The organism is Micromonospora sp. M71_S20 (assembly GCF_003664255.1).
Taxonomy (GTDB): domain Bacteria; phylum Actinomycetota; class Actinomycetes; order Mycobacteriales; family Micromonosporaceae; genus Micromonospora.
The window spans coordinates 724448-750596 of record NZ_RCCV01000004.1 but is presented as its reverse complement, the minus strand read 5'-3'; the positions used below and the strand labels follow the sequence as shown (position 1 = coordinate 750596).

The window sequence follows — 26149 nt, the reverse complement described above, 5'->3', positions numbered from 1 at the left end:
GTCACCACCATGTCGTACGCGACCGACGAGAAGAGCGCGGCGCCGCCGGTGCGGTCCCCGACGAGTTCCTCGGCCGCCCAGCCGAGATAGTTGGCGAGGCCGCGGTGGCTGATCTGCACCCCGTTCGGCCGGCCGGTCGAGCCGGAGGTGAAGATGACGTACGCGAGGTGGTCCGGGTCGGGCCCGCCGGCCGGCGGGTCGGCGGGCAGCGCGGCGATCCGCTCGGCGTCGCGGTCGAGCAGCACCAGCTCGACGCCGGTGAGCCGGTCGGCGTGGCCGGTCGAGGTCACCACCACCGTCGCCCCGGCGTCGGCGAGCATCGCGGCGACCCGCTCGGCCGGGTGACCCGGGTCGATCGGCAGGTACGCGCCGCCGGCCCGCCACACCCCGAGCAGGGCGGCGACGAGGTCGGCGCCCCGGTCCAGCAGCACCCCCACGACCCGCTCCGGACCGATCCCCGCCCCGCGCAGGTGGTGGCCGATCCGGTTGGCCGCCGCGTCCAGCCCGGCGTAGGTCGTACCGTCGACGGCCTCCGCGTCGGGGGTCGCCGCGGCCCGCGCCGCGACCCGGTCCGGGACGAGGTCGACGCAGCCCGGCGCGGCCGAGGAGTTCCAGCCCACCAGCACGTCGTGCCGCTCCCCGGCGGGCAGGTACGCCGCCCGGGGGTCGCCGTCGGGGTCGGCCACCATGGCCTCCAGCACCAGCCGGTACATGCCGGCCAGCCGCGCGGCGTCGGCCCGGCCCATGGCGTGGCTGTCGGTGCTCAGTTCGAGCCGGCCGGCGCCCGCGGCGACGGCGAGCGCGAACTCCGAGGTGCTCGCGCCGATCCTCTCCACGGGCGCGGTGCGCCCGCCGTCCACCTCCGTGAAGTCGAGGTAGCTGAAGTAGACGTCGGTGAGGCGGGCGCCGCGGCCGGGCGTGCGGATGGCCGGCGCCGGGTAGCGGCGGTGCGGCCACAGGTCGGCCTCGCGGGCGTGCACCCGCTGGACCAGCTCCCGCCAGCTGGCCGCCTGCCGGTCGTGCGGGAACGGCAGGGTGTTCAGCGACATGGCGTAGACCCGCTCGCTGCCCACCACGTCGGGCCGGGTGTTGCAGACCAGCCCGCTGTAGAAGGCCGGCTCGTCGGTGAGCTGGCTGAGCACCTTCAGGTGCGCGGCGTGCAGCACCGCCTTGAGCGACACCCGGGCCGCCGAGGCCAGGGCCCGCAGCCGCGGCTCCAGGTCCGCGTAGGACGCCACCTCGGTGTACGGCTCCCGGGTGGCCGGCGCCGGCGGCGCCCACGCGGCGGGCAGCAGGAACCTCGGGTGCCGCTGGACCACGTCCTGCCAGTACCGCTGGTCGGTCTCCGAGGCCAGGGCGCGCAGCTCGCCGGCGACGAAGTCGGCGAAGCGCACCCCGGGCGGGGCGGCGACGTCGGGCTGCGCGGCCGCCCGCCGGGCGTGGTACCGGTCCAGGATCTCCATCACCAGGGCGTGCAGGCTCCAGCCCTCGATGATCACGTGGCAGATGGTGAGCACCAGCCGCCAGCTCCGGTCGGTCTCCAGGCACACGGTGAACCGCAGCAGCGGCGCCCGCTCGACGTCGAACAGCTCCTGGTACTCCTCGCCGACGAGCCGGCGCACCAGGGCCGTGCGGTCCGCCTCGGCCAGCCCGCGCAGGTCGCGGGTGCGGACCGGGACGTCCACCGTGCGGTGCACCAACTGCATGGGCACCGAGTAGTTTGCGGTGTCCACCGAGGTACGCAGCACGTCGTGCCGGGCCACCACCTCGTCGACGGCGCCCCGCAGGGTCGCCAGGTCGAACGGCTCCTCGTCGGGGATCAGGAACGAGACGACGTTGTGGTAGTGGTTCTGGCCGTTGTCCGCCAGCATCTCCAGCAGCATCCCCAGCTGCACCCGCGACAGCGGGTACGCGTCGTCCAGCCCGGCCGGCAGCAGCGGCAGGTCTGCGGGGGCGACCAGCTCGAAGGGCTCGACGGGGCGTTCGGTCGGCTCCGGCGCGTCCCGGCTCGCCAGCACCTCGCAGAGCGCCCGTACGGTCGGGTGCCGGAAGATGTCCGCGACCGTCACGTCCAGCCCGGCGGCGCGCATCGTGCCGGCCAGCACCAGCGCCGTGATGGAGTGCCCGCCGAGGTCGAAGAAGCCGTCGGTGACGCTGACGACCGGCAGGCCCAGCACGTCGGCCCAGACGGCGGCCACCCGCTCCTCCAGGGGCCCGCGCGGGCCGACGTGGTCCCGGCCGGCGGCCGTCGCGCCGCCCGTCGGCGCGGGCAGCGCCCGCCGGTCCAGCTTGCCGCTGTTGTTGCGCGGCAGCTCGTCGAGCAGCACGAACGCCGACGGGACCATGTACTCCGGCAGGGCGCGCGCAAGCGAGGCGCGCAGCGAGGCGACCTGCGGCGGCTCCCCGTCGCCGGCCACCAGGTACGCGGTCAGCCGGGGATCGGCCGGGTCGTCCGCCCGGAGCACGACGACCGCCTCCGCGACACCGGGCAGCGCGGTCAGCGCCGCCTCGATCTCGCCCGGCTCGATCCGGTAGCCCCGGAGCTTCACCTGGTCGTCGAGGCGGCCGAGGAACTCCACGCTGCCGTCGGGCAGCCGGGTGGCCAGGTCGCCGGTGCGGTACATCCGGCTGCCGGGCGGGCCGTACGGGTCGGGCAGGAACCGCCGGGCGGTCAGCTCGGGCTGGTCGAGGTAGCCGCGGGCCACCCCGTGCCCGGCCAGGTACACCTCGCCGGGCACCCCGATGGGGGCCGGGTGGCCGTACTGGTCGAGCACGTACATCCGCACCCCGGACAGGGGCCGGCCGATCCGGCTGCCCACCCCGGGCGCGAGGTCGGCCCGGGTGATGCGGTGGTAGGTGGAGTAGACGGTGGTCTCGGTGATCCCGTACATGTTGACCAGCGCCACCCGGGCCAGCCCGAGGCGGGCGGCCCACGGCGCGAGGTCGGCGAAGTCGAGCTTCTCCCCCGCGACCACCACCGCACGCAGCGACAGGTCCCGGATGCCGGGGGCGTCCTCGGCGGCGAGCCGGACGAGCCCGCGCAGCGCCGTCGGGGTCTGCGCCAGCATGGTGACCCGCTGCCTCACCAGCAGGTCCAGCAGGTCCTGCGGCACCCGGGCCACCTCGCGGGGCACCAGCACCAGCCGGCTGCCGTGCAGCAGCGCCCCCCACAGCTCCCAGACGGAGACGTCGAAGGCGTACGAGTGGAACAGCGCCCACACGTCGGTCTCGTCGACCGCGTAGTGCTCCTGCGCCGCGTCGAGCAGGCGCAGCACGTTGGCGTCGCTCACGCAGACGCCCTTGGGCCGGCCGGTCGAGCCGGAGGTGTAGATGACGTAGAGCAGGTCGTCCGGGTCGCGGGCGACGCCCGGATCGGTCTCCGGCTGCCCGGCCAGGTCGCCGGCGTCCAGCAGCACCCGCCGCCCGTCGAAGCCGGCGAGCAGCTCGGCCTGGGCGGAGGTGGTGACCACGGTCCGCGCCCCGGCGTCGGCCAGCATGTAGGCGATCCGCTCGGCGGGCTGGGCCGGGTCCAGCGGCAGGTACGCCGCCCCCGCCTTGAGCACGCCGAGCAGCGCGGGCACCAGGTCCGCGTCCCGGTCGAGGCAGACCCCGACGACGGTCTCCCGGCCGGCGCCGGCCGCGCGCAGGTGGTGCGCCAGCCGGTTGGCGGCGGCGTCGACCTGGGCGTACGTCAGCTCGACGGTGCCGGCCACCACCGCCACGGCCTGCGGATCGCGGGCCAGCTGGGCCTGGAACAGCTCGACCACGGTGCCGGTGACCGGCTCGTCCGCGCCGGTGTCGGTGACGCCGAGCAGCCGGTCGCGCTCGCCCCCGGGCACGCAGACCGCCTGGCAGTCGCCGTCGGGGTCGGCGACCATCGCCTCCAGCACCGCCCGGTACATGCCGGCAATCCGGTCCAGGTTGGCCTGGCTGACCAGCCCCGCCCGCGCGGAGAGCGCGTAGCGGCCCCGCTGGGCGAAGCAGGAGAGGTCGAACTCGGTGGCGCCCTCGCCGGCGTTGCCCGTGACCACCGGGCCGGAGCCGTCGCCGCCCTGCGTCGCGCGGGTGAAGTCCTGGTAGTTGAACAGGACGTGCAGCAGCCGGTGGCCGGCCTCGCGCTGCATCTCGGCCAGCGGGAACCGCCGGTGCGGCCACATCGCGACCTCCCGGTCGAACACCGCGGCGACGAGGTCCCGCCAGCTGCGGGCGGACCGGTCGTACGGGAACGGCACCGTGTTGAGGTACATGCCCTGCACCCGGTCGGCGCCGAGCACCTCGGGCCGGGCGTCGCAGACGAGGCCGGCGTGGAAGCCCGGCTCGCCGGTGAGCTGGCTGAGCACCTTCAGGTGCGCGGCGTGCAGCACCGCCTTCACCGACACGTCGGTGTCGCGGGCCAGGGCGCGCAGCGCCTCGTCCAGGTCGGTGAAGTCGACCGTGGCGTCGACCGTGGCGTCCGGCGCGTCCGGCTCGCCCCAGCCGGTGGGCAGGGTGAACGGGGCGCGCCCGTCCCACACGGACCGCCAGTGCTCCCGGTCGGCGGTCGACTCCAGCGCGGCGAGCTCGGCGGCGATGAAGTCGGCGTAGCGCACGGGCGGCACGTCGCCCGACGCCGGGGTACGGCCGTCGACCAGCTCGGCGTAGGCGTCGAGCACCTCGGTGACCAGCCGCGCGCTGCTCCAGCCCTCGGTGACGACGTGGCTGATGGTGAAGGTGAACCACCAGCTCTCGTCGCTATCCGGGTGCGCCGTGACGCGCAGCAGCGGCGCGGTGGAGACGTCGAACGGGCGGGCCCGCTCGGCGGCGACGAACTCCGCGAAGAGCGCGGCGTGCCGCTCGGCCGGGACGTCCCGGCCGTCCTCGACGCGCACGTCGGGTTCGGCGTGGGCGTGCACGAGCTGCATCGGCACCGAGTAGCCGACCAGGTCGAACGACGTGCGCAGGATCTCGTGCCGGGCGACCACGGCGCGGACCGCGCCGCGCAGCGCCTCGGCGTCGAACGGCCGCCCGTCGCGGACCTGGTGGGCCAGCACGCTGTGGTAGACCGCGCGGTCGCCGCTGACCGCCGACTCCACCAGCATGCCGAGCTGGGTGCGCGACGCCGGGTAGGCGTCGACCAGGCCGCCGGGCAGCCGGGCCCGGTCGGCGGAATCGATCAGCGCGTACGGCGCGACCGGGCGGAACTCGTCGGTGTCGGCGTCGCCCAGCGCGGCGGCCAGCCGGCGTACGGTGCGGTGCGCGAAGACGTCCCGCACGCTGGTGCGGTGCCCGGCGGCGCGCAGCGTGCCGACCAGGGTGACCGCGAGCATCGAGTCGCCGCCGAGGTCGAAGAAGCTGTCGGTGACGCCGACGCGGGCCACGCCGAGCACCCGCGCCCAGATCCCGGCGATCTCCTCCTCCACGTCGCCGGCCGGGGCCTGGTACTCCCCGGTGGCGTACGAGCCGGCGTCGGGGGCCGGCAGCTGGCGCCGGTCGACCTTGCCGTTCGGGTCCTTCGGGATGGCGTCGACGGTGACGTAGGCGGCCGGGACCATCGCCTCGGGCAGCGCGGCGAGCAGCCGCTCCCGCAGCCGGGCCGGGGCCGGCGCGTCGCCGGTGGCGGGCAGCACGTACCCGACGAGGGTGCGGCGGCCGTCGTGCTCGCGTACGGCGGCGACCGCGTCGGCGACGCCGGGGCAGGCCCGCAGGGCCGTCTCGATCTCGCCCAGCTCGATCCGTACGCCGTGCAGCTTGACCTGCGAGTCGAGCCGGCCCAGGAAGTCCACGGCGCCGTCCGGTCGCCACGCCGCCGCGTCCCCGGTGCGGTAGAGCCGCGACCCGGGCGGGCCGTACGGGTCCGGCACGAACTTCTCGGCCGTCAGTCCGGGCCGGCCCAGGTAGCCCCGGGCCAGCCCCGTCCCGCCGACGCACAGCTCGCCGGGCACGCCGACCGGCACCGGGTCGAGCCGCCCGTCGAGGACGTACAGCCGCAGGTTCGGGTGGGGCGTGCCGAGCGGCACCCGGGACAGCCCGGCCAGGGCGTCGGCGGTGCACCGCCAGCTGCTCACGTCGACGGTGGCCTCGGCCGGCCCGTACGTGTTGTGCAGCTCGCAGCCGGGCAGCGCGGCCAGGAACGCCCGCGCCACGTCGACGGCGATCTCCTCGCCGCCGACGGCCACCGACCGCAGCGACCGGCACCCGGCCAGCCCCTCGGCGAGCAGCGCCGGGAGCATCGACGGCACGAAGTGGACGGTGGTGACGCCCTCGCGGGCCATCAGCTCGCACAGGTACGCGGGGTCGCGGTGCCCGCCGGGGCGGGCCACCACGATCCGGGCGCCCGCCGACAGGGCCGCGTAGACCTCTCCCGGCGAGACGTCGAAGCCGATCTCGGTCTTCTGGAGCACGACGGCGTCGGAGTCCAGCCGGTAGACCTGCGCGCCGACGTGCTCGGTGCGGTTGACCAGGGCCCGGTGCGACAGCAGCGAGCCCTTGGGGCGGCCGGTGGAGCCCGAGGTGTAGATGACGACGCTGCCGTTGTCGGGGCCGGTGAGCGGTTCCGGGTCGGTCGGCGGCCGGTCGGCCCCGGCGTCCGGGTCGTCCAGCAGCACCACCGTGGCCTCGACCGGCGGCAGCTGCGCCCGCAGGTCGGCGGTGGTGAGCAGCACCGGCGCCGCCGCGTCGGCGAGCATGAACGCCAACCGCTCCGCCGGGTACGACGGGTCCAACGGCAGGTACACCCCGCCGGCCTTGTGCACCGCCAGCATCGCCACGACCTGCTCGACCGAGCGGTGCGCACACACCCCGACCAGGACCTCCGGCCCCACCCCCAGCTCGCGCAGGTGGTGCGCCAACCGGTTCGCCCGGCCGTTGAGCTGCCCGTACGAGAACGACACGCCCTCGGCCGTGATCGCCACCGCGTCCGGCCGCCGCGCCGCCTGCGCCTCGAACGCCGCCGGCACGTACCCGCCGACCTCGACGGTCCGGCCCGGGGTGAACCGGGCGATGTCGGCACGCTCCCCCGCCGGCAGGCGCGGCGCCGCCGCGTCCCCGTCCGGGGCGGTCACCATCGCCGTCAGCACCTCGCGGAACATCGCCCCGATCCGCACCAGGGCGGCCGGGTCGGCGCTCCGGCTGTCGCTGACCAGGCGGACGGTGCCGCCGCCCGCCCCGACCGACAGGCCGAACTCGGTGGCCCCGGGCCCGCCGACCTCGACGAGGTCCGTGCCGGGCGCCTCGGCCGCCGCGCCGCCGTCCTGCCGGGTCTCGACGTAGCCGAAGACGACGTCGATCGGGCGGGATCCGGCGTCGGCCAGCCGCGCCACGGCCGGCAGCGGGTACCGCCGGTGCGGCCACAGCTCCACCTCGCGGTCGAAGACCGACCGCACCAGCTCCCGCCACGTCCCGGCCGTCCGGGCGTGCGGGAACGGCAGCACGTTGATGTACATCCCGTGCACCCGCTCCGCGCCCCGCACCTCCGGCCGGGCGTCGCACACCAGGCCCGTGTAGAAGGCGAACCCGCTGGTGAGCTGGCTCATCACCTTCAGGTGCGCGGCGTGCAGCACCGCCTTGACCGAGGTGCCGGTGTCGCTGGCGAGGCGTCGGACCGCCGCGTCCAGGTCGTTGACGTCCACGGTGTACCGGCAGACCACCGCCGCGCCGGAACGGTCACCGAACGCGTCCGGGAGGGTCAGCTTCGGCCGACCGGTCACCACCGCCCGCCAGTGCTCGGCGGTCTCCGGCGAGCGCAGCGCCGCCAGCTCGCCGGCGACGTGGTCGGCGTACCGGACGGCGGGGGGCTCGACCGGCGTCGGCGCCTCGCCGCGGCTGCGCCGCCCGTACTCGCCGAGCAGCTCGGCGAGCAGGGCGTTGAGGTCCCAGCCGCCGGTGACCAGGTGACTCACCGCGAGGGTCAGCCACCAGGCCCCGGCGCCGTCGGTGTGCGCGGCGACCCGCAGCAGCGGGGACTCCGACTCCAGGTCGAAGGGGGTACGCCGCTCGGCGGCCAGGTGCTCGGAGTGGCCGGCGGCCGGGTGCACGGCGACCGGCACGGCGGCGCTCGCGCGCACCAGCTGCATCGGCACCGAGTAGCCGGTCAGGTCGACCGAGGTACGCAGCGTCTCGTGCCGGGCGACCAGCGCGTCGACCGTCGCCTGGAGCGCGTCGGCGTCGCACGGCCGCCCGTCGTCGACCCGGATCGACTGCACGATGTGGTACAGCGACCTGTCGGGGTCCTTCTGGATCTCCACGGCCATGCCGACCTGGGCCTGCGTCGCCGGGTAGGCGTCGACCAACCCGGCCGGCAGCTTGGCCCGGTCGGCGGCGTCGATCAGCGCGTACGGCTCGACGGGGCGAAAGGCCCCCTCCTTGGGGGTCTCGGCCTCGGCGAGGGCGGCGACCAGGCGGCGGATCGTGCGGTGCGCGAAGATGTCCCGCACCGTGACGTCGTGGCCGGCCGCGCGCAGCGACCCGACCAGGGTCACCGCGGTCATCGAGTCGCCGCCGAGGTCGAAGAAGCTCTCGGTGACGCTGACCCGGTCGAGGTCGAGGACCCAGGACCAGACGCCGGCCATCGCCGACTCGACCGGGCCGTTGGGCCGCTCGTAGCGGCCCCGGGCGTAGGACTTCGCGTCCGGCGCCGGCAGTTGCCGCCGGTCCACCTTGCCGTGCGGATCCACCGGTACGGCGTCGATGGCGACGTAGGCGGCCGGGACCATCGCCTCCGGCAGCTCGGCCAGCAGCCGTTCCCGCAGCTCACCCGGGGTGGGCGCGGAGCCGCCGTCGGCGACGAGGTAGCCGACGAGGGTGCGCCGGCCGTCCTGCTCGCGGACCGCGGCGACCGCGTCGGTCACCCCGGGGCAGGCCCGCAGGGCCGTCTCGATCTCCCCCAGCTCGATGCGTACGCCGTGCAGCTTGACCTGCGAGTCGATGCGGCCCAGGAAGTCGACGGTCCCGTCGGGCCGCCACGCCGCCGCGTCCCCGGTGCGGTACAGCCGCGACCCGGGCGGGCCGTACGGGTCCGGCACGAAGCGCTGCGCGGTCGTGCCCGGCGCCCCGAGGTAGCCCCGGGCCAGTCCGAGTCCGCCGACGCACAGCTCGCCGCGCACCCCGACCGGCACCGGTTGCAGGTCCTCGTCGAGCACTCGGACGGTGAGGTTGGTGAACGGGGTGCCGAGCGGCACCCGGGACAGCCCGCGCAGGGCGTCGGCGGTGCAGAGCCAGCTCGTGACGTCGACGGTGGTCTCGGCCGGGCCGTACGTGTTGTGCAGCTCGCAGCCGGGCAGCGCGGCCAGGAACGCCCGCGCCACGTCGACGGCGATCTCCTCGCCGCCCACCGCCACCGACCGCAGCGACCGACACGCGCCGATCCCCTCGGCCAGCAGCGCCGACAGCATGCTCGGCACCAGCTCGACGGCGGTGACGCCCTCGCGGACGATCAGCTCCCGCAGGTACGCCGGGTCCCGGTGCCCGCCGGGACGGGCCACCACGATCCGGGCGCCCGCCGACAGGGCCGCGTAGACCTCGGCCGGGGAGACGTCGAAGCCGATCTCGGTCTTCTGGAGCAGCACCGCCCCCTCGTCGAGGCGGTTGATCCGGCGGCCGGCGTACGCGGAGCGGTTGACCATCCCCCGGTGCGGCACGAGGACGCCCTTGGGCTGGCCGGTCGAGCCAGAGGTGTAGATGACGTAGCAGCCGCTGTCGGCGTGGGTGCGCGGCTCGGGGTCGGTGGCCGGCTGGCCCGCCCAGGCGTCCGGGCCGTCCAGCAGCACGGTGACCGCCTCGGCCGCCGGGAGCTGACCGCTCAGCTCGGCGGTGGTGAGCAGCACCGGGGCCGCCGCGTCGGCGAGCATGAACGCCAGCCGCTCCGCCGGGTACGACGGGTCCAACGGCAGGTACACCCCGCCGGCCTTGTGCACCGCCAGCATCGCCACGACCTGCTCGACCGACCGGTGCGCACACACCCCGACCAGGACCTCCGGCCCCACCCCCAGCTCGCGCAGGTGGTGCGCCAGCCGGTTCGCCCGGGCGTTCAGGTCCCGGTAGCTCACGCGGGTGCCGTCGCAGGTGAGCGCCACCGCGTCCGGCCGCCGCGCCGCCTGCGCCTCGAACGCCGCCGGGGCGTACCCGCCGACCTCGACGGTTCCGCCGGAAGACCAGCCCTCGATCTCGTCGCGCTCCGACGCCGGCAGCCGGACGGCGACCGCGTCGCCCTCGGGGTCGGCAACCATCGCCGTCAGCACCTGGCGGAACATCGCCCCCACCCGGGCCAGCGCGGCGGGGCCGAAGACGTGGCTGTCGCCGACCAGGTCGAGGAAGCCGCCGGCGGCGGTCACCTGGAGGGCGAACTCGGTGCCGCCCTCCCCGGCGATGGCCTCGAAGTCGACGGACTCGTCGGCGACGGCCCCGGCGCGGCGGAACTCGGTGTAGTCGAAGACGACGTCGATCGGGCGGGATCCGGCACCGGCCATCCGCTGCACCGCCGGCAGCGGGTACCTCCGGTGCGGCCACAGCTCCACCTCGCGGTCGAAGACCGACCGCACCAGCTCCCGCCACGTCCCCGTTGTCCGGGCGTGCGCGAACGGCAGCACGTTGATGTACATCCCGTGCACCCGCTCCGCGCCCCGCACCTCCGGCCGCGCGTCGCACACCAGGCCCGTGTAGAACCGTCCCTGGTCGGTGAGCTGGCTCATCACCTTCAGGTGCGCGGCGTGCAGCACCGACTTGGGCGACACGTCGAGGGTCGACGCGAGCGCGCGCAGCTTCGGCTCCAGGTCCTGGTAGCTGACCCGGGTGCGCAGGCTCTCCCGTGGGCCGTCGGTGCGGCCCCAGCCGTCCGGCGTGGTGAAGCCGGCGTACTCAACGACGACGCGCCGCCAGTACGCCTCGTCCTCGCCGCCCTTCAGCGCCGCCAGTTCGGCGGCGACGAAGTCGGCGTAGCGCACGGCGATCGGCTCCGGCGACTCGGGCACCATGCCGGCGCTGCGCCGCTCGTAGCAGCCGATCAGCTCGACCAGGAGGGTGTTCAGGTCCCAGCCGCCGGTGACCAGGTGGCTGACGGCGACGGTGAGCCACCAGCCCCGCCCGTCGGTGCGGTGCGCGGCGACCCGCAGCAGGGGCGCCGGCTGGTCCAGCTCGAAGGGCCGGGCCCGCTCCGCGTCCACGTACGCCCGCAGCCGGGCCTCGACGTCCCCGCCGGTCAGCTCCGTCACCCGCACGTCGACAGGCGCCTCGGCGTGCACGAGCTGCATCGGCACCGAATAGCTCGTGAGGTCGAACGAGGTACGCAGGGTCTCGTGCCGGCCGACCACGTCCCGCACCGCCGCCCGCAGCGCGTCGGCCGAGAACGGCCGTCCACTGTGCACCCGGAAGCAGCGGACGATGTGGTACAGCGACTTGTCCGGGTCCTTCTGGATCTCCACCGCCATGCCGACCTGCGCCTGCACGGCCGGGTACGCGTCGGCGAGCCCGGCGGGCAGGGCGGCCCGGTCGGCGGCGGTCAGCAGGGAGAAGGGCGCGACGGCCTGGAAGGCCGGCGCCGCCGGGGCGGCGTCCTTGGCGCCGAGGTGCCCGGCCAGGGCGGCGACCGTGCGGTGCACGAAGACGTCCCGGACGGCCACCCCGAAGCCGGCCGCCCGCAGCGCGCCGACCAGGGCGACCGCGCGCAGCGAGTCGCCGCCGAGGTCGAAGAAGCTGTCCTGGGTGCTGACCTGTTCGAGGTTGAGCACCTGGCCCCAGATGCCGGCCAGCCTCTCCTCCAGCTCGGTGGCCGGGGCGACGTGCGCCCGCGCGACCGGCACCGCGGCGTCCCAGAGGGCGGCCCGGTCGACCTTGCCGTTGGCGTTGAGCGGGATCGTCTCCACGGCGACGAAATCGGCCGGGATCATGTACTCCGGCAGCTGTTCCGCGCACCGCTGCCGTACCCGGTCGAGCAGACCGGGGGTCGCCGGCAGGGTCGGCCGGTAGAACGCCACCAGCCGGGCGTCGCCCTCGGCGGCCGAGCCCGAGACCAGGGCGACCGCGTCGCCGACCCCGTCGGTGCCCTCCAGGACCGACTCGATCTCGCCGAGTTCGATCCGGTAGCCGCGGATCTTCACCTGGTGGTCGATCCGGCCGACGAACTCCACCGCCCCGTCGGGCATCCGGCGCACCAGATCCCCGGTCCGGTAAAGCCGCGCCCCGCCACCGGCGCCGGCCTCGTCTCCGGCTGCGGCGAACGGGTCCGGCACGAAGCGCTCCGCCGTCAACGCCGGTTGGCCCGCGTAGCCCCGGGCCACACCCACACCACCGACGTACAACTCGCCGACCACACCCACCGGGGACAGGTGCAGATCCCGGTTCAACACGTACATCGTCATGCCCGGCAACGCCCGACCGATCGGCACCACCGGACCCGCCTGCTCGGCCACGACCGGGAAGATGCAGGTACCCACACTCGCCTCGGTCGGCCCGTACTCGTTGACCAGACCGCCCGGACCCAGAAGCGTCAACCACCGGTTCGCCAACGCCGCCGGCAACGCCTCACCAGCGACCACCACCACCGCCGCCAACGACGCCAACGCCTCATCCGACAACTGCCGACCAAGAATCTCCAGATGACCCGGCGTCAACTTCAAGAAACTGAACGGCCCCGACGACGCCAACACCGCACCCAACTCGGCCAGGTCCACATCCTGACCCACCATCACCACCCGCTGACCCGCCACCAACGGCGCCCACAAATTAGGCACCTGCAAGTCGAACGCCACCGACGAGAACACCGCACAACCACCCGCACCACGCGACGCCAACTCACCCGCCGCCCACCGCACATGATTCGCCAGCCCCCGGTGCGTCACCTGCACACCCTTCGGCCGACCCGTCGACCCCGACGTGAAAATCACGTACGCCAGATCGTCCAGGTCGATCGGCCCGGGCAGGGCCGCGCGCGCGGCACCGTCGGCAGTGGCCTCCTCGACGCCGTCGTCCAGGGTCTCGTCCACCCGGAGCACGTCGACCCCGGCGCCGGCGAACCGGTCGGCGTACCGGTGCGAGGTCACCGCGACCCGGGCACCGGCGTCGGCGAGCATGGCGGCGATGCGGCCCGGCGGATACGACGGATCCACCGGCACGAACGCCGCACCCGCCTTCCACACCCCCAGCATCGACGCCACCAACTCCACACCACGGTCCAGCAGCACACCCACCACCGCACCGGCACCCACACCCTGGCCGACCAGGCGCCGCCCGATCACGGCGGCGCGGGCGTCCAGGCCCGCGAAGTCGACCGACCGGTCGCCCGGCTCGGACACGGCCTCCGCCGACGGCGCCTCGGCCACGCGCGCCTCGAACTCCGCCAGCACCGAACGCGACACGGGCTGCACCGCCGACGCCCCGTCGGCCAGCACCACCGACACCTCACCCGCCGGCAGGCACACCACCGACGCGTCACCGTCCACGTCGGCGGCCATCGCCTCCAACACCGCGCGGTACATGCCACCGAGGCGCAGGACGTTGGGGTAGCTGACCTGGTGCGGTCGGGCCAGGATGTTGAGGACGCCGCCGAGCGTGGAGACGTGCAGGCCGAACTCGCCGCTGGCCTCGTAGATCGCGTCGTCGAAGTCGACCCGCTCGGTGTCGACCTGCTCGAAGTCGAGGTAGTTGAAGAGGATCTCGATCGGCCGGCGCCCGTCGCCGAGGCGCTGCACGGCCGGCAGCGGGTAGCGGCGGTGCGGCCACAGCTCCAGCTCCCCGGCGTACGTGCCCCGGATCAGCTCGCGCCAGGTCCGCGCGCCCGCGTCGTGCACGAACGGCAGCGTGTTCAGGTGCATCCCGTAGACCCGGTCGGCGCCGGTGACCTCGGGCCGGCCGTGGCTGACCAGCCCGCTGGTGAACACGGGCTCGGCGGTGAGCTGGCTCATCACCTTCAGGTGCGCCGCCAGCAGCACGCTCTTCAGCGACGTGTCGGTACGGCTGGCCAGCACGCGCAGGTCGTCCATCAGGTCGTGCAGGGGCACGCGGGTGCCGCACTCGTACTCCGGGACCGACTCGTCCTCGCCCCAGCCGGCGGGCAGCTCGAAGACCGGCCGGGCGACGACGCCCTGCCAGTAGTCGCGGTCCTCGGCCGACGCCAGCGCCTCGATCTCGCCGGCCACGAAGTCGGCGTAGCGGACCGGGGGCGCCTCGAACGCGGCCGGCGCGCCGGTGTCGCGCAGGCTGCGGTAGTTGTTCAGGATCTCCATCAGCAGCGAGTGGTGGCTCCAGCCCTCGAGGATGCCGTGCGACATGGTCAGCACGAACCACCACGTGTCGTTGCGGCCGGCCGCCCCGGCGATGCGCATCTGCGGGACCTCGTCGGGGGTGAAGGGCCGGGACCGCTCGGCGGCCAGGTACGCCCGCAGCCGGTTCTCGGCCTCCTCGTCCGTGCCGTCGCGCAGGTCGAGCAGCGTGACGTCGACGGGCGCCTCTGCGTGCACGAGCTGCATCGGCACCGAGAAGCCGGTCAGGTCGAACGACGTACGCAGGATCTCGTGCCGGTCCACGACGGTCCGCACGGCCCGGCGCAGCGCGTCGCCGTCGAAGGCGTGCTCGTCGCGGATCGGGAACGCCGACACGTTGTGGTAGGTGCGTCGCTCCGAGTCGGAGAGGGTGACCACCAGCATGGCGAGCTGCACCTGCGCGCACGGGTACGCGTCGGCGAGCCCGGCGGGCAGGGCGGCCCGGTCGGCGTCGTCGAGCAGGCTGAACGGGGCGACCGCCCGGAAGGCGGGCGCGGCCCCGACGTCGTCGCCGCCGGTGAGGTGCTGCGCCAGGGCCGCGACCGTGCGGTGCACGAAGACGTCGCGCACCGAGACCGGGTGCCCGGCGCCGCGCAGCGCGCCCACGAGCGCGATGGCGCTGATGGAGTGCCCGCCGAGGTCGAAGAAGCTCTCCTGGGTGCTGACCTGCTCCAACTGGAGCACCCGACCCCAGATCTCCGCCAGCTGTGCCTCCAGCTCCGTCGCCGGGGCGACGTGCTGCCGGTGCGCCGGCACCGCGGCGTCCCACAGGGCGGCCCGGTCGACCTTGCCGTTGGCGTTGAGCGGGATCGCCTCCACGGCGACGAACTCGGCCGGGACCATGTACTCGGGCAGGTGCTCCGCGCACCGCTGCCGGATCCGGTCCGCCAGCTCCGTGGCCGGCGCGCCCGGCCGGTAGAACACCACCAGCCGGTCCGACTCGCCGACCAGGGCGACCGCGTCGCCGACCCCGTCGGTGCCCTCGACGACTGACTCGATCTCGCCGAGTTCGATCCGGTAGCCGCGGATCTTCACCTGGTGGTCGATCCGGCCGACGAACTCCACCGCCCCGTCGGGCATCCGGCGCACCAGATCCCCGGTCCGGTAAAGCCGCGCACCCGCCGCACCGAACGGGTCCGGCACGAAGCGCTCCGCCGTCAACGCCGGCTGGCCCGCGTAGCCCCGGGCCACACCCACACCACCGACGTACAACTCGCCGACCACACCCACCGGGGACAGGTGCAGATCCCGGTTCAACACGTACATCGTCATGCCCGGCAACGCCCGACCGATCGGCACCACCGGACCCGCCTGCTCGGCCACGACCGGGAAGATGCAGGTACCCACACTCGCCTCGGTCGGCCCGTACTCGTTGACCAGACCGCCCGGACCCAGAAGCGTCAACCACCGGTTCGCCAACGCCGCCGGCAACGCCTCACCAGCGACCACCACCACCGCCGCCAACGACGCCAACGCCTCATCCGACAACTGCCGACCAAGAATCTCCAGATGACCCGGCGTCAACTTCAAGAAACTGAACGGCCCCGACGACGCCAACACCGCACCCAACTCGGCCAGGTCCACATCCTGACCCACCATCACCACCCGCTGACCCGCCACCAACGGCGCCCACAAATTAGGCACCTGCAAGTCGAACGCCACCGACGAGAACACCGCACAACCACCCGCACCACGCGACGCCAACTCACCCGCCGCCCACCGCACATGATTCGCCAACCCCCGGTGCGTCACCTGCACACCCTTCGGCCGACCCGTCGACCCCGACGTGAAAATCACGTACGCCAGCTCGTCGAGATCCGTGGCGCGGACCGGCAGGGGCGCGGTGCTCTCCCCGATCTCCTCGACGCGCACCACCTCCACGCTGACCGGGGCGAACCGGTCGGCGTACCGGTGCGAGGTCACCGCGACCCGGGCGCCCGCGTCGGCGAGCATGGCGGCGATGCGGCCCGGCGGATACGACGGATCCACCGGCACGAACGCCGCACCCGCCTTCCACACCCCCAACATCGACGCCACCAGCTCCACACCACGGTCCAGCAGCACACCCACCACCGCACCGGCACCGACACCCCGGGCGGCCAGCCACCGGGCGACGTTCTCCGCCCGCGCGTCCAGGGCCGCGAAGTCGACCGAGCGGTCGCCCGGCACCGACACGGCCTCCGTCGACGGCGCCTCCGCCGCCCGCGCCTCGAACTCGGCCAGCACCGAACGCGACACCGGCGCCACCGCCGACGCCCCGTCGGCCAGCACCACCGACACGTCACCCGCCGGCAGGCACACCACCGACGCGTCACCGTCCACGTCGGCGACCATCGCCTCCAACACCGCCCGGTACATGCCACCGAGGCGGGCGACCTGCGCGACGCCGAGGTGGCGCAGGTTGGCCTCCAGGGTGATGAAGCCGAGCCGGCTGATCACGCCCAGCGGGAACTCGTTCGGGCTGTCGTCGATCGAGTCGGCGTAGTCGATCTCGTCGGTGTCGATCTGGTGGAAGTCGTGGAAGCTGAACCGGACGTCGAGCATCCGGCCGCCGTCGCCGACCTCCCGCTGGAGCACCGGCAGCGGGTACCGGCGGTGCGGCCACAGCTCCAGTTCCCCGGCGAACGTCCGGGCGATCAGCTCACGCCAGGTCCGCGCGCCCGCGTCGTGCACGAACGGCACCGTGTTCAGGTGCATCCCGTAGACCCGGTCGGCGCCGGCGACCTCGGGACGGATGTTGCACACCAGTCCGGTGAAGAAGGAGCCCGATTCCGTCAGCTGGCTCATCACCTTCAGGTGCGCGGCCAGCATCACCGACTTGAACGGCACGGCGGTCTGGCGGGCCAGCGCCCGCAGGCCCGGCTCCAGGTCGTGCAGCGGCACCCAGTGGTCGTACTGGGCGCCCTCCTCGGCGGCCGGGTCGCCCCAGCCCTCCGGTAGGACGAACCGGTCCCGGCCGGCGACCCGGTCATGCCAGAAGGCGCGGTCGGGTCCGTCGCCGGTGGAGCGCAGCTCGGCGGCGACCGCGTCGGCGAAGCGCACCGGCGGCGCCGGGCGCGGCTCGACCGGCAGCCCGTCGCGGATCCGGTGGTACGCGCCGACCAGCTCCATCATCAGGGAGTGGTAGCTCCAGCCGTCCATGATCGGGTGGCACTCGGTGAGGGTGAGCCACCAGCTGCCGTCCGCGCAGACCCGCGCGTGCAGCCGGAACAGCGCCGGCTGGCCGAGGTCGAACATGTCGGCCCGCTCGGCGGCGATGAAGTCGCGCAGCTCCCGCTCCAGGCCGGCCCGGTCGGTGGCCTGCGCCCGGTCCATGCCGACGGGCATCTCGGCGGTGGCGTGCACGAGCTGCATCGGCACCGAGTAGCCGGTCAGGTCGAACGACGTGCGCAGCACCTCGTGCCGCCGCACCAGCAGCGCGGCGGCTTCACGGAACGCGTCGAGGGAGAACTCGCCGGAGTCGGGGATGCGGTAGGTGGTGGCGTTGAGGTAGTGGTTGTGCTCGTCGGCGAGCATCTCCGCGAGCATGCCGAGCTGCACCTGGGTGCACGGGTACGCGTCGACGACGCCGTCGGGCAGCGCGGCCCGGTCGGCCTCGGAGATCAGCGCGAACGCCTCGACAGCCGGCTCCGGCGCGGCCGGCGCGGGGCGGCCGGTGAGGAACTCCGCCAGCTCGGCGATGCTGCGGCGCTCGAAAAGGTCGCGCACCTGCACGTCGAAGCCGGCGGCCCGGATGGCGGCGGCGAGCGCCACGGCGCGGATCGAGTCGCCGCCGACGTCGAAGAAGCCGTCCTCGACGCCGACCCGCTCCAGGCCGAGCAGCTCCGCCCAGATCACGGCGAGCCGCTCCTCCACCTCCGTACGCGGCGCCAGGTAGGGCCGGTCGGTGGCGGTGACCGTACGGTCGGGCGCGGGCAGCGCCCGCTTGTCGAGCTTGCCGTTGACGGTCAGCGGCAGCCGGGCCAGCGGCACGAACGCCGACGGGATCATGTACTCGGGCAGGGTGCGGGCCAGCGCCGCGCGCACCTGCCCCGGCCGGGGCAGCTCCGCCTGCTCGTCGACGACCGAGTACGCCACCAGCCGCCGGTCGCCGGGGGTGTCCTCGCGGACGACCACCACGGCCTCCCGCACCCCGGGCAGGGCCGAGATGGCGGCCTCGATCTCGCCCAGCTCGACCCGGTAGCCCCGGATCTTGACCTGGTCGTCGATCCGGCCGACGAACTCCAGGCTGCCGTCGGCGCGCCGGCGGGCCAGGTCGCCGCTGCGGTAGAGGCGGGCGCCGGGCGGGCCGAACGGGTCGGGCACGAACCGCTGGGCGGTCAGCCCGGGCCGGTTCAGATAACCCCGGGCCACGCCGGGCCCGCCGACGTGGATCTCGCCGGTGACGCCGACCGGCACCGGATTGCCGTACGGGTCGAGCAGGTGGATGCTCAGGTCGGCCAGCGGGACGCCGATCGGGTTGGCGGTGCCGGCCAGGTCGTCGGGGCGCACCTCGTAGTAGGTGGCGTGCACGGTGATCTCGGTGATGCCGTAGAGGTTCAGCAGCCGGGGCGCGGTCAGCCCGCGACGGGCCACCCAGGGGCCGAGGTCGGCGTACTCCAGCCTCTCCCCGGCGAAGACGACCGCGCGCAGCGCGAGCCGGTCGATGCGGGGGTCGCCGTCGCGGGCCAGTCCCACCAGGCCGCGGAAGGCCGTCGGGGTCTGGTTGAGCACGGTGACCTGCTCCTCGACCAGGAGGTCGAGCAGGTCCCCGGGGGAACGGGTGACCTCGCGGGGCACCACCACCAGGCGACCGCCGTGCAGCAGGGCGCCCCACAGCTCCCACACCGACACGTCGAAGGCGTAGGAGTGGAACAGCGGCCACACGTCGGCGGGGCCGAAGTTCAGCTCGTCCTGCGCCACGGTCGTCAGGCGCAGCACGTTGGCGTGCGTCAGGAAGACGCCCTTGGGGCGGCCGGTCGACCCGGAGGTGTAGATGACGTAGATCAGGTTCTCGGGGTCGACGGCGACGCCCGGGTCGGTGCCGGGACGGCCGGCGATCTCCCCGGCGTGGGCGGGGTCGTCCAGCACCACCACGACGCCGTCGAAGTCGGCGAACCGCGCCCGGTGGGCCTCGGTGGTCACCACGATCCGCGCGCCCGCGTCGGCGAGCATGAAGTCGAGCCGGTCGGCGGGGACGCCGGGCTCCACCGGCAGGTACGCCGACCCGGACTTCAGCACGCCGAGCAGGGTGGAAACCAGCTCCGCGCGGCGGTCCAGGCAGACCGCCACCAGCCGCTCCGGGCCGGCGCCGAGGGCCCGCAGGTGGTGCGCCAGCCGGTTCGCGGTGGCGTCCACTTCGGCGTACGTCCAGCGTCGCGCGCCGTCCACGACGGCGGTCGCGTCGGTGTGGGCGGCGGCGGTGGCGGCGAAGACGCCGTGCACCGTGCCGGTCACCGCGGCGGCGGGGCGGGCCGGGGCGGGGGTCGCCGCCGCCAGCTCGGCGTCGTCGAGGATGCGCAGCTCGGAGATCCGGGCGTGCGGGTCGGCCCCGACGTGCTCCAGCAGCCGGCCGAGGTGGTCGGCCATCCGCCGCACCGTGGCCCGGTCGAACAGCGCGGTCGCGTACTCCAGGTGCCCGCGCAGCCGGCCGTCGGCGCCCTCGACGACGTGCAGTTGCAGGTCGACCTTGGCGACCCGGGTGGGCAGCCAGAGCGTCTCGGCGGCGAGGCCGGCCGGCCAGGTACCGCCGGGGGCGTCCTCGCCGAGGGTGAAGGCGACCTGGTAGAGCGGGGTGCGGGACAGGTCCCGTTCCGGTTCGAACTCGTCGACCAGCAGCGCGAACGGCACGTCGGCGTGCGCGAAGGCGTCCCGCACGGTGGCGCGGGTGCCGCGCAGCAGGTCGGCGAAGGTGGGGTCCCCCGTCCAGCTGCCCCGCAGGACCAGGTTGTCGATCCCGTACCCGACCAGGTTGCGCAGCTCGGCGCGGTCGCGCACGGAGGTCACGCTGCCCACGGGGATGTCGGTCCGGCCGGTGTGGCGCGACAGCAGCGCCTGGAAGGCGGTGAGCAGGGTGACGAAGAGGGTGGTCTCCGCGCCGCGGGCGATCTCCCGCAGCGCGGTGGAGAGGTCGGCGGAGAGCGCGAACGGGACCGACGCGCCCCGCCAGTCGCGCACGCGGGGCCGGGGCCGGTCGGCGGGCAGCTCCAGCGGGGCGATGCCGGCGAGGCGGTCGCGCCAGTGCTCCAGGTGCCGCTCCAGCGGCTCGCCGCGCAGCCGGTCGCGCTGCCACGCCGCGAAGTCGGCGAACTGCACGGCCGGCGGCGTCAACGGCGACCGCTCGCCCCGGACGAACGCGCCGTACAGCTCGGCCAGGTCGCCGAGGAGCACCGCCGTGGAGGGCGCGTCGCAGGCGATGTGGTGGATCACCAGCACCAGCAGGTGCTCGGCGGGACCGAGGCGCAGCAGCGTCGCCCGTACCGGCCACTCGGTGGCCAGGTCGAAGCCGGTGGCCGCCAGGTCGGTCATCAGCGCGACGGCCCGGTCCTCCCGTTCGGCCTCCGGCACGGCGGTCAGGTCGACCAGCGGCAGTTCCTGCGGCCGGGGCTCGTCGACGACCTGCACCGGCGTCAGGTCGGCCATCGCGTACCGGGTGCGCAGGATCTCGTGCCGGGCGATCAGGGCGTTCCACGCCCGGCCCAGCGTGGCCCGGTCCAGCGGGCCGCGCAGCCGCAGCGCCGAGGAGACCAGGTACTCCGGGCTGGTGGGGTCCAGCCGGTTGAGGAACCACATCTGCTGCTGGCCGAAGGAGAGCGGCAGGTCGCCCGAGCGGTCGACGGTCGGGATCCCGGCGCGCCGACCGGCGGCCCTGCCCGCCAGCCGGCGTTGGACGAGCGACTCGCGCAGGTTGGGCTGGTTCGCGGTCGAGGTCATGCCTGGTGCTCCTTGGTCTGCCGCAGGTCTTCGGTCAGGTCGGCGTCGGAAAGTGCGTCCACCTCGGCCCGGATGAGGTCCTCCACCGCGACCGCCATCGCCTCGACGGTCGGGTGCTCGAAGACGAGCCGCAGCGACACGTCGAGGTCGAACTCCTCCTGGAGGCCGGCGACCAGCCGGCCCGCCAGCACGGAGTGCCCGCCCATGGCGAAGAAGTTGTGCCGCACGCCGACGGGCACGCCCAGCAGGTCGCTCCAGATCGCGCAGAGGCGTTCCTCGACGACCGTGCGCGGCGCGACGAGGGCGTCCTCGGCGCCGGCGGCGCCGGTCGACACGGCGTGGGAGAGCAGGTCGAGCAGGGCGGCGCGGTCCACCTTGCCGTTGGCGTTGAGCGGGATCTCGGCCACCGGCACGAGCAGGCTCGGCGTCATGTAGTCGGGCAGCAGCCGGGCGCAGTGCGCGGCCAGGTCGGGCGCCTCGCCCCGGTGGAAGGCGACCAGCCGTTCCTCGTGGACGATGACCGCGCACCGGGTCACCCCGGGGTGTTCCTCGACGACCGCGCGGATCTCGCCGAGTTCGATCCGGTAGCCGCGCACCTTCACCTGGTCGTCGACCCGGCCGACGAAGTCCATCACCCCGTCCGGGCGCATCCGGACCAGGTCCCCGCTGCGGTAGAGCCGGCTGCCCGGCGGCCCGTACGGGTCGGGCACGAACTTCTCCGCGGTGAGGTCCGGTCGGCCGGCGTACCCGGTGGACAGGCACTCGCCGCCGATGTACAGCTCACCGACGACCCCGACCGGCAGCAGCCGCAGCGCGTCGTCGAGCACCCGGACGGTGGTGTTCGCCATCGCCCGGCCGATCGGCACGATGTCGGTCGTCTGCGGCGTCCGCACCGGGTGGGCCGTCATGATGACCGTGGTCTCGGTCGGCCCGTAGCTGTTGGTGAGGCCACCCGGCCCGAGCCGGTCCAGCCACCGGTTGGCGATCTCCCCGCGCAGCGCCGCGCCGGCCGTCCAGATCAGACCGGAGAGCTGGCCCGCCTGCTCGTCGTCGAGCTGCTCGGTGAGCAGCTCCAGGTGCGGCGGAGTCATGATGAACCGGTCGAACGGGCCGGCCTTGACGAGCAGGGCGCCCAGCTCGGCGATGTCGAGGGCGGCGGGCAGCAGCGTCACCGACTGCCCCGAGACCAGCGGGCTGAACAGGTTGGGGATGGACAGGTCGAAGGCGATGGTGGTGAACAGCGGCGCGCCGTCGCCCCGCCCCGCGCGTGCCCCCCGGTCGCCCAGGGCCTCGGTCTCGACGGCGCAGGCGAGGAAGTTGGACACCGCCCGGTGCGGCAGGAGCACGCCCTTGGGGCGGCCGGTCGAGCCGGAGGTGAACAGCACGTAGGCCGTCTCGGCCGGGTCGGTGTCCCGGTCCGGCCGGTGGGTGGGGCCGGCGCAGACCATCAGCCGGTGGGTGTCCACGTGCAGGGTCGGCACGGTGAACCTGGGCGCGTACGCCGCCTGGGTGACGCCCAGCTCCACGCCGGCGGTGGCGAGCATGTGCCCGATCCGCTCGGCGGGGTACGACGGGTCGAGCGGCAGCACGGCCGCCCCCGCCTTCCAGGTGCCGAGGATCGCCGCGACCAGGTCGACACCCCGGTCCAGCAGCACGGCCACCACCGCGCCCCGGGTGACACCCGAGCGCCGCAGGTGGTGGGCGAACTGGTTGGCCCGGTCGTCCAGCGCCGCGTAGGTGGTGGTGAGGTCGCCGTGGCGCAGGGCCACCGCGTCCGGCGTCCGACGGCGCTGGGCCTCGAAGAGGTCGCAGACCGTCGCGGTGGAGCGGGGCACGGTGGGCCCGTGCGCCTCGTGCAGGAGCAGGTGCCGCTCGCCCGGCGAGAGCAGGTCGAGGTCGTCGAGCGGGGTCCGTGGCTCGGCCACCGCCGCGGCGAGCAGCCGGACGAAGTGGTCGGCCATCCGCCGGACGGTCGGCTCGTCGAACAGGGCGGTGGCGTACTCCAGGCTGCCGGCCAGGGTGCCGTCGGGGCGGGGCCAGACGTGCATGGTGAGGTCGGTCTTGGCGATCCGGGCCGCCCGGCGCAGCGCGTCCAGCAGGGCCTCGTCGTCGGTCGACTGGCCGGTGATGCCGCCCTCCTGGGCGTTGAGCATCACCTGGTAGAGCGGGGTGCGGGAGAGGTCGCGGACGTCGACGAGTTCGTCGACCACCCGCTCGAAGGGCAGGTCCTGGTGAGCGAGGGCGGCCAGGGTCCGGGACCGCACGGCCTGCACGGCCGCCTCGAACGGCGCGGCCGGGTCCAGGGTGCAGCGCACCACCACGGGGTTGAGGAAGACCCCGGCGATCTGCTCCGCCTCGGGGGGCCGGCGACCGGAGGTGGGCGCGCCGACGGCGACGTCCCACTGCCCGCTGTAGCGGGCCAGCAGCGTGGCGAAGCCCGCCAGCATGGTCATGAACGGGGTCGCCGAGCAGCGCCGGCCCAGCGCGGTCAGCTTCTCCGCGAGCTCCGCCGGCACCTCGAACTCGACGTGCGCCCCGCGCGGGTCGCGCTCGGCCGGCCGGGGCCGGTCCAGCGGGAGGGCCAGCTCGGGCACCCCCGCCAGGTGTTCGCGCCAGAAGCCGAGCTCCCGCTCGACCCGGTCGTCGGTGAGGTACCGGTGCTGCCAGGCCGCGTAGTCGGCGTAGTGCACCGTCAGCTCCGGCAGGTCGGGCTCCCGGCCGGCGGCGCCCGCCGCGCAGAGTTCCCGCAGGTCCCGCTCCAGGACCCCGGCGGTGGTCGCGTCGGAGGCGATGTGGTGCAGGGCCACCAGCAGCAGGTGGTCCGCCCCGGCCGAGGTGACCAGGGTGGCCCGCCACAGCGGCCCGGTGCGCAGGTCGAAGCCCCGGCCGAGCTGCGCGTCGACGAGGTCGACGAGCGGGGTCTCGGCCGCGTCGCAAACCGTGAGGTCGACGGGGCCGGGCGGATCGACGCGCTGGTGCGGCTCGCCGTCGCGGGTCAGGTAGCGGGTGCGCAGCGCCTCGTGCCGGGCCTCCAGCGCGGTCAGCGCCGCCCGTACGGTCTCGGGCGCCAGCGAGCCGGGCAGGCGCAGGTAGAGCGGCACCACCCACTCGGGGCTGCCCGGGTGCAGCTGGTCCAGCAGCCACAACCGCCGCTGGGCCGGAGAGAGTGGCAGGGGGCCGGTCCGGGGCACCGGGACCACCGCCGACGTCGCGGAGGCGCCGCCGGTCAGCAGGGCGGCCTGCGCCTCGACGGTGGTCGCGGCGAGCAGCTCCCTCAGCTCGATCCGCACGCCGGACTCGGCGGCGAGGCGGCTGGCGAGGCGGACGGTCACCAGCGACGACCCGCCGAGCTGGAAGAGGTCGTCGTGCACCCCCACCCGGTCGACGTCGAGCAGCTCCTGCCAGAGCCGGGCGACCAGCCGCTCGGCGTCGGTGCGCGGGGCCAGGTAGGCCGTCGCGTCGACGGTCTCGACGGGCGGCAGCGCGGCCCGGTCGACCTTCCCGCCGGTGGTGAGCGGGAACTCCGCCACCGGGACGAACACGGCCGGCACCAGGGCGTCGGGCAGCCGGTCGGTCAGGAAGGACCGCAGCTGCGCGGCGGTCAGGGGGCGCCGGCCGGCGACGTACGCGGCCAGCCGGGGGCTGCCGCCGGGCTCGGCGAAGCCGACGACGACCGCCCGCCGCACGTCCGGGTGGGCGGCCAGCGCGGCCTCCACCTCGCCCGGCTCGATGCGTACCCCATTGATCTTGAGCTGGTCGTCGGCGCGGCCGACGAACTCCAGGCTCCGGTCCGAGCGCCACCGGACCTGGTCGCCGGTGCGGTAGAGCCGCGCGCCGGGCGGCCCGTACTCGTCCGGCACGAACCGCTCCGCGGTCAGGTCGGGCCGGTTGAGGTAGCCGCGGCCGAGCCCGGCCCCGCCCACGTACAGGTCGCCGACCACGCCGATCGGCACCGGCCGCCGGTTCGCGTCCAGCGCCTGGAGGCGGAGGTTGTCCAGCGGCCGGCCGATCGGCACCGGCCCGGTGCGCTGGGCGAGGTCGACCGGCTGGGCGGTCACGTCGATGGCGCACTCGGTCGGGCCGTAGGTGTTCCAGACCCGTGTCGCGGGCGCCACCGCCAGCCGCTGGCACAGCTCGGCGTGCAGCGGCTCGCCGGCGGAGAAGACCAGCCGCAGCGAGGTGCACCTCGGCCAGTCCGGCTCCTCGGTCACCAGTTGCAGCACCGACGGCACGCCCTGGAGCACGGTCGCCCGGTACCGGACGACCGCCGCCACCAGGGCGGCCGGATCGCGTTCGGCGCCGTCCGGCGCGAGCGCCACCGTCGCCCCGCAGATCAGCGGGGCAAAGAACTCCCAGCCGGCGGCGTCGAAGCTCACCGCGGTCTTCTGCAGCACCCGGTCCGCCGGGGACAGGCCGTGCTGCCGGACCGTCCAGGCCACCCGGTTGCCGATGGCCCCGTGGGTGACGACCACGCCCTTGGGGCGGCCGGTCGAGCCGGAGGTGTAGATGACGTACGCCGCGTTGTCGGGGTCGATGCGGACCGGCGGCGCGGTGTCCGGTCCGGCCGCGATCCGGGACCGGTCCGCGTCCAGGCAGACCACGTGGGACGGCCCGGCCAGCGCGTCGTCGCGCAGGTCGGCCTGGGTGAGCACGACGTCCACCCCGGTGTCGGCGACGATCCACCGGCGCCGGTCGGCCGGGTGCGCCGGGTCCAGCGGCAGGTACGCGCCGCCGGCCCGCCACACCCCGAGCAGGGCGACCACGAGGTCGATCCCCCGGCGCAGGTACACGCCGACCGTCGACTCCGGACCGACGCCCAGCCCGACCAGGTGCTGGGCGAGCTGGTTGGCGCGCCTGTCGAGTTCGGCGTAGCCGACCCGTACGTCGCCGGCGAGCACCGCGGTCGCGTCGGGCGTCGCCGCGGCCTGGCGGGCGATCAGGTCCGGCAGGACGACGGGATCGACCGTGCCCGCTCCGGCGGCCGGCAGGGTGGACAGAGGGGTGCTCAT

2 protein-coding genes (1 of these 2 only partly in view) are annotated in these 26149 nt (G+C 74.8%); both read right to left on the bottom strand.

The genetic code is table 11. The features are described 5' to 3' along the window. Positions 1–21140, bottom strand: the 5' portion of a protein-coding gene (locus tag DER29_RS32060) for a non-ribosomal peptide synthetase (protein WP_121401349.1). 2200 nt of this gene lie to the left of the window's left edge; the window shows 21140 of its 23340 coding nt (coding positions 1–21140); its start codon is at positions 21138–21140; its stop codon lies beyond the left edge, outside the window. Then, positions 21137–26149 (bottom strand): non-ribosomal peptide synthetase, encoded by a 5013-nt coding sequence (locus DER29_RS32055; RefSeq protein WP_121401348.1) that lies wholly within the window; start codon positions 26147–26149, stop codon positions 21137–21139. Before DER29_RS32055 ends, DER29_RS32060 begins: the two co-directional genes overlap by 4 nt.

Excerpts from the sequence above, each read along its gene's own strand:
- DER29_RS32055 (WP_121401348.1), bottom strand. The coding sequence starts at position 26,149 with ATGAGCACCCCTCTGTCCACCCTGCCGGCCGCCGGAGCGGGCACGGTC.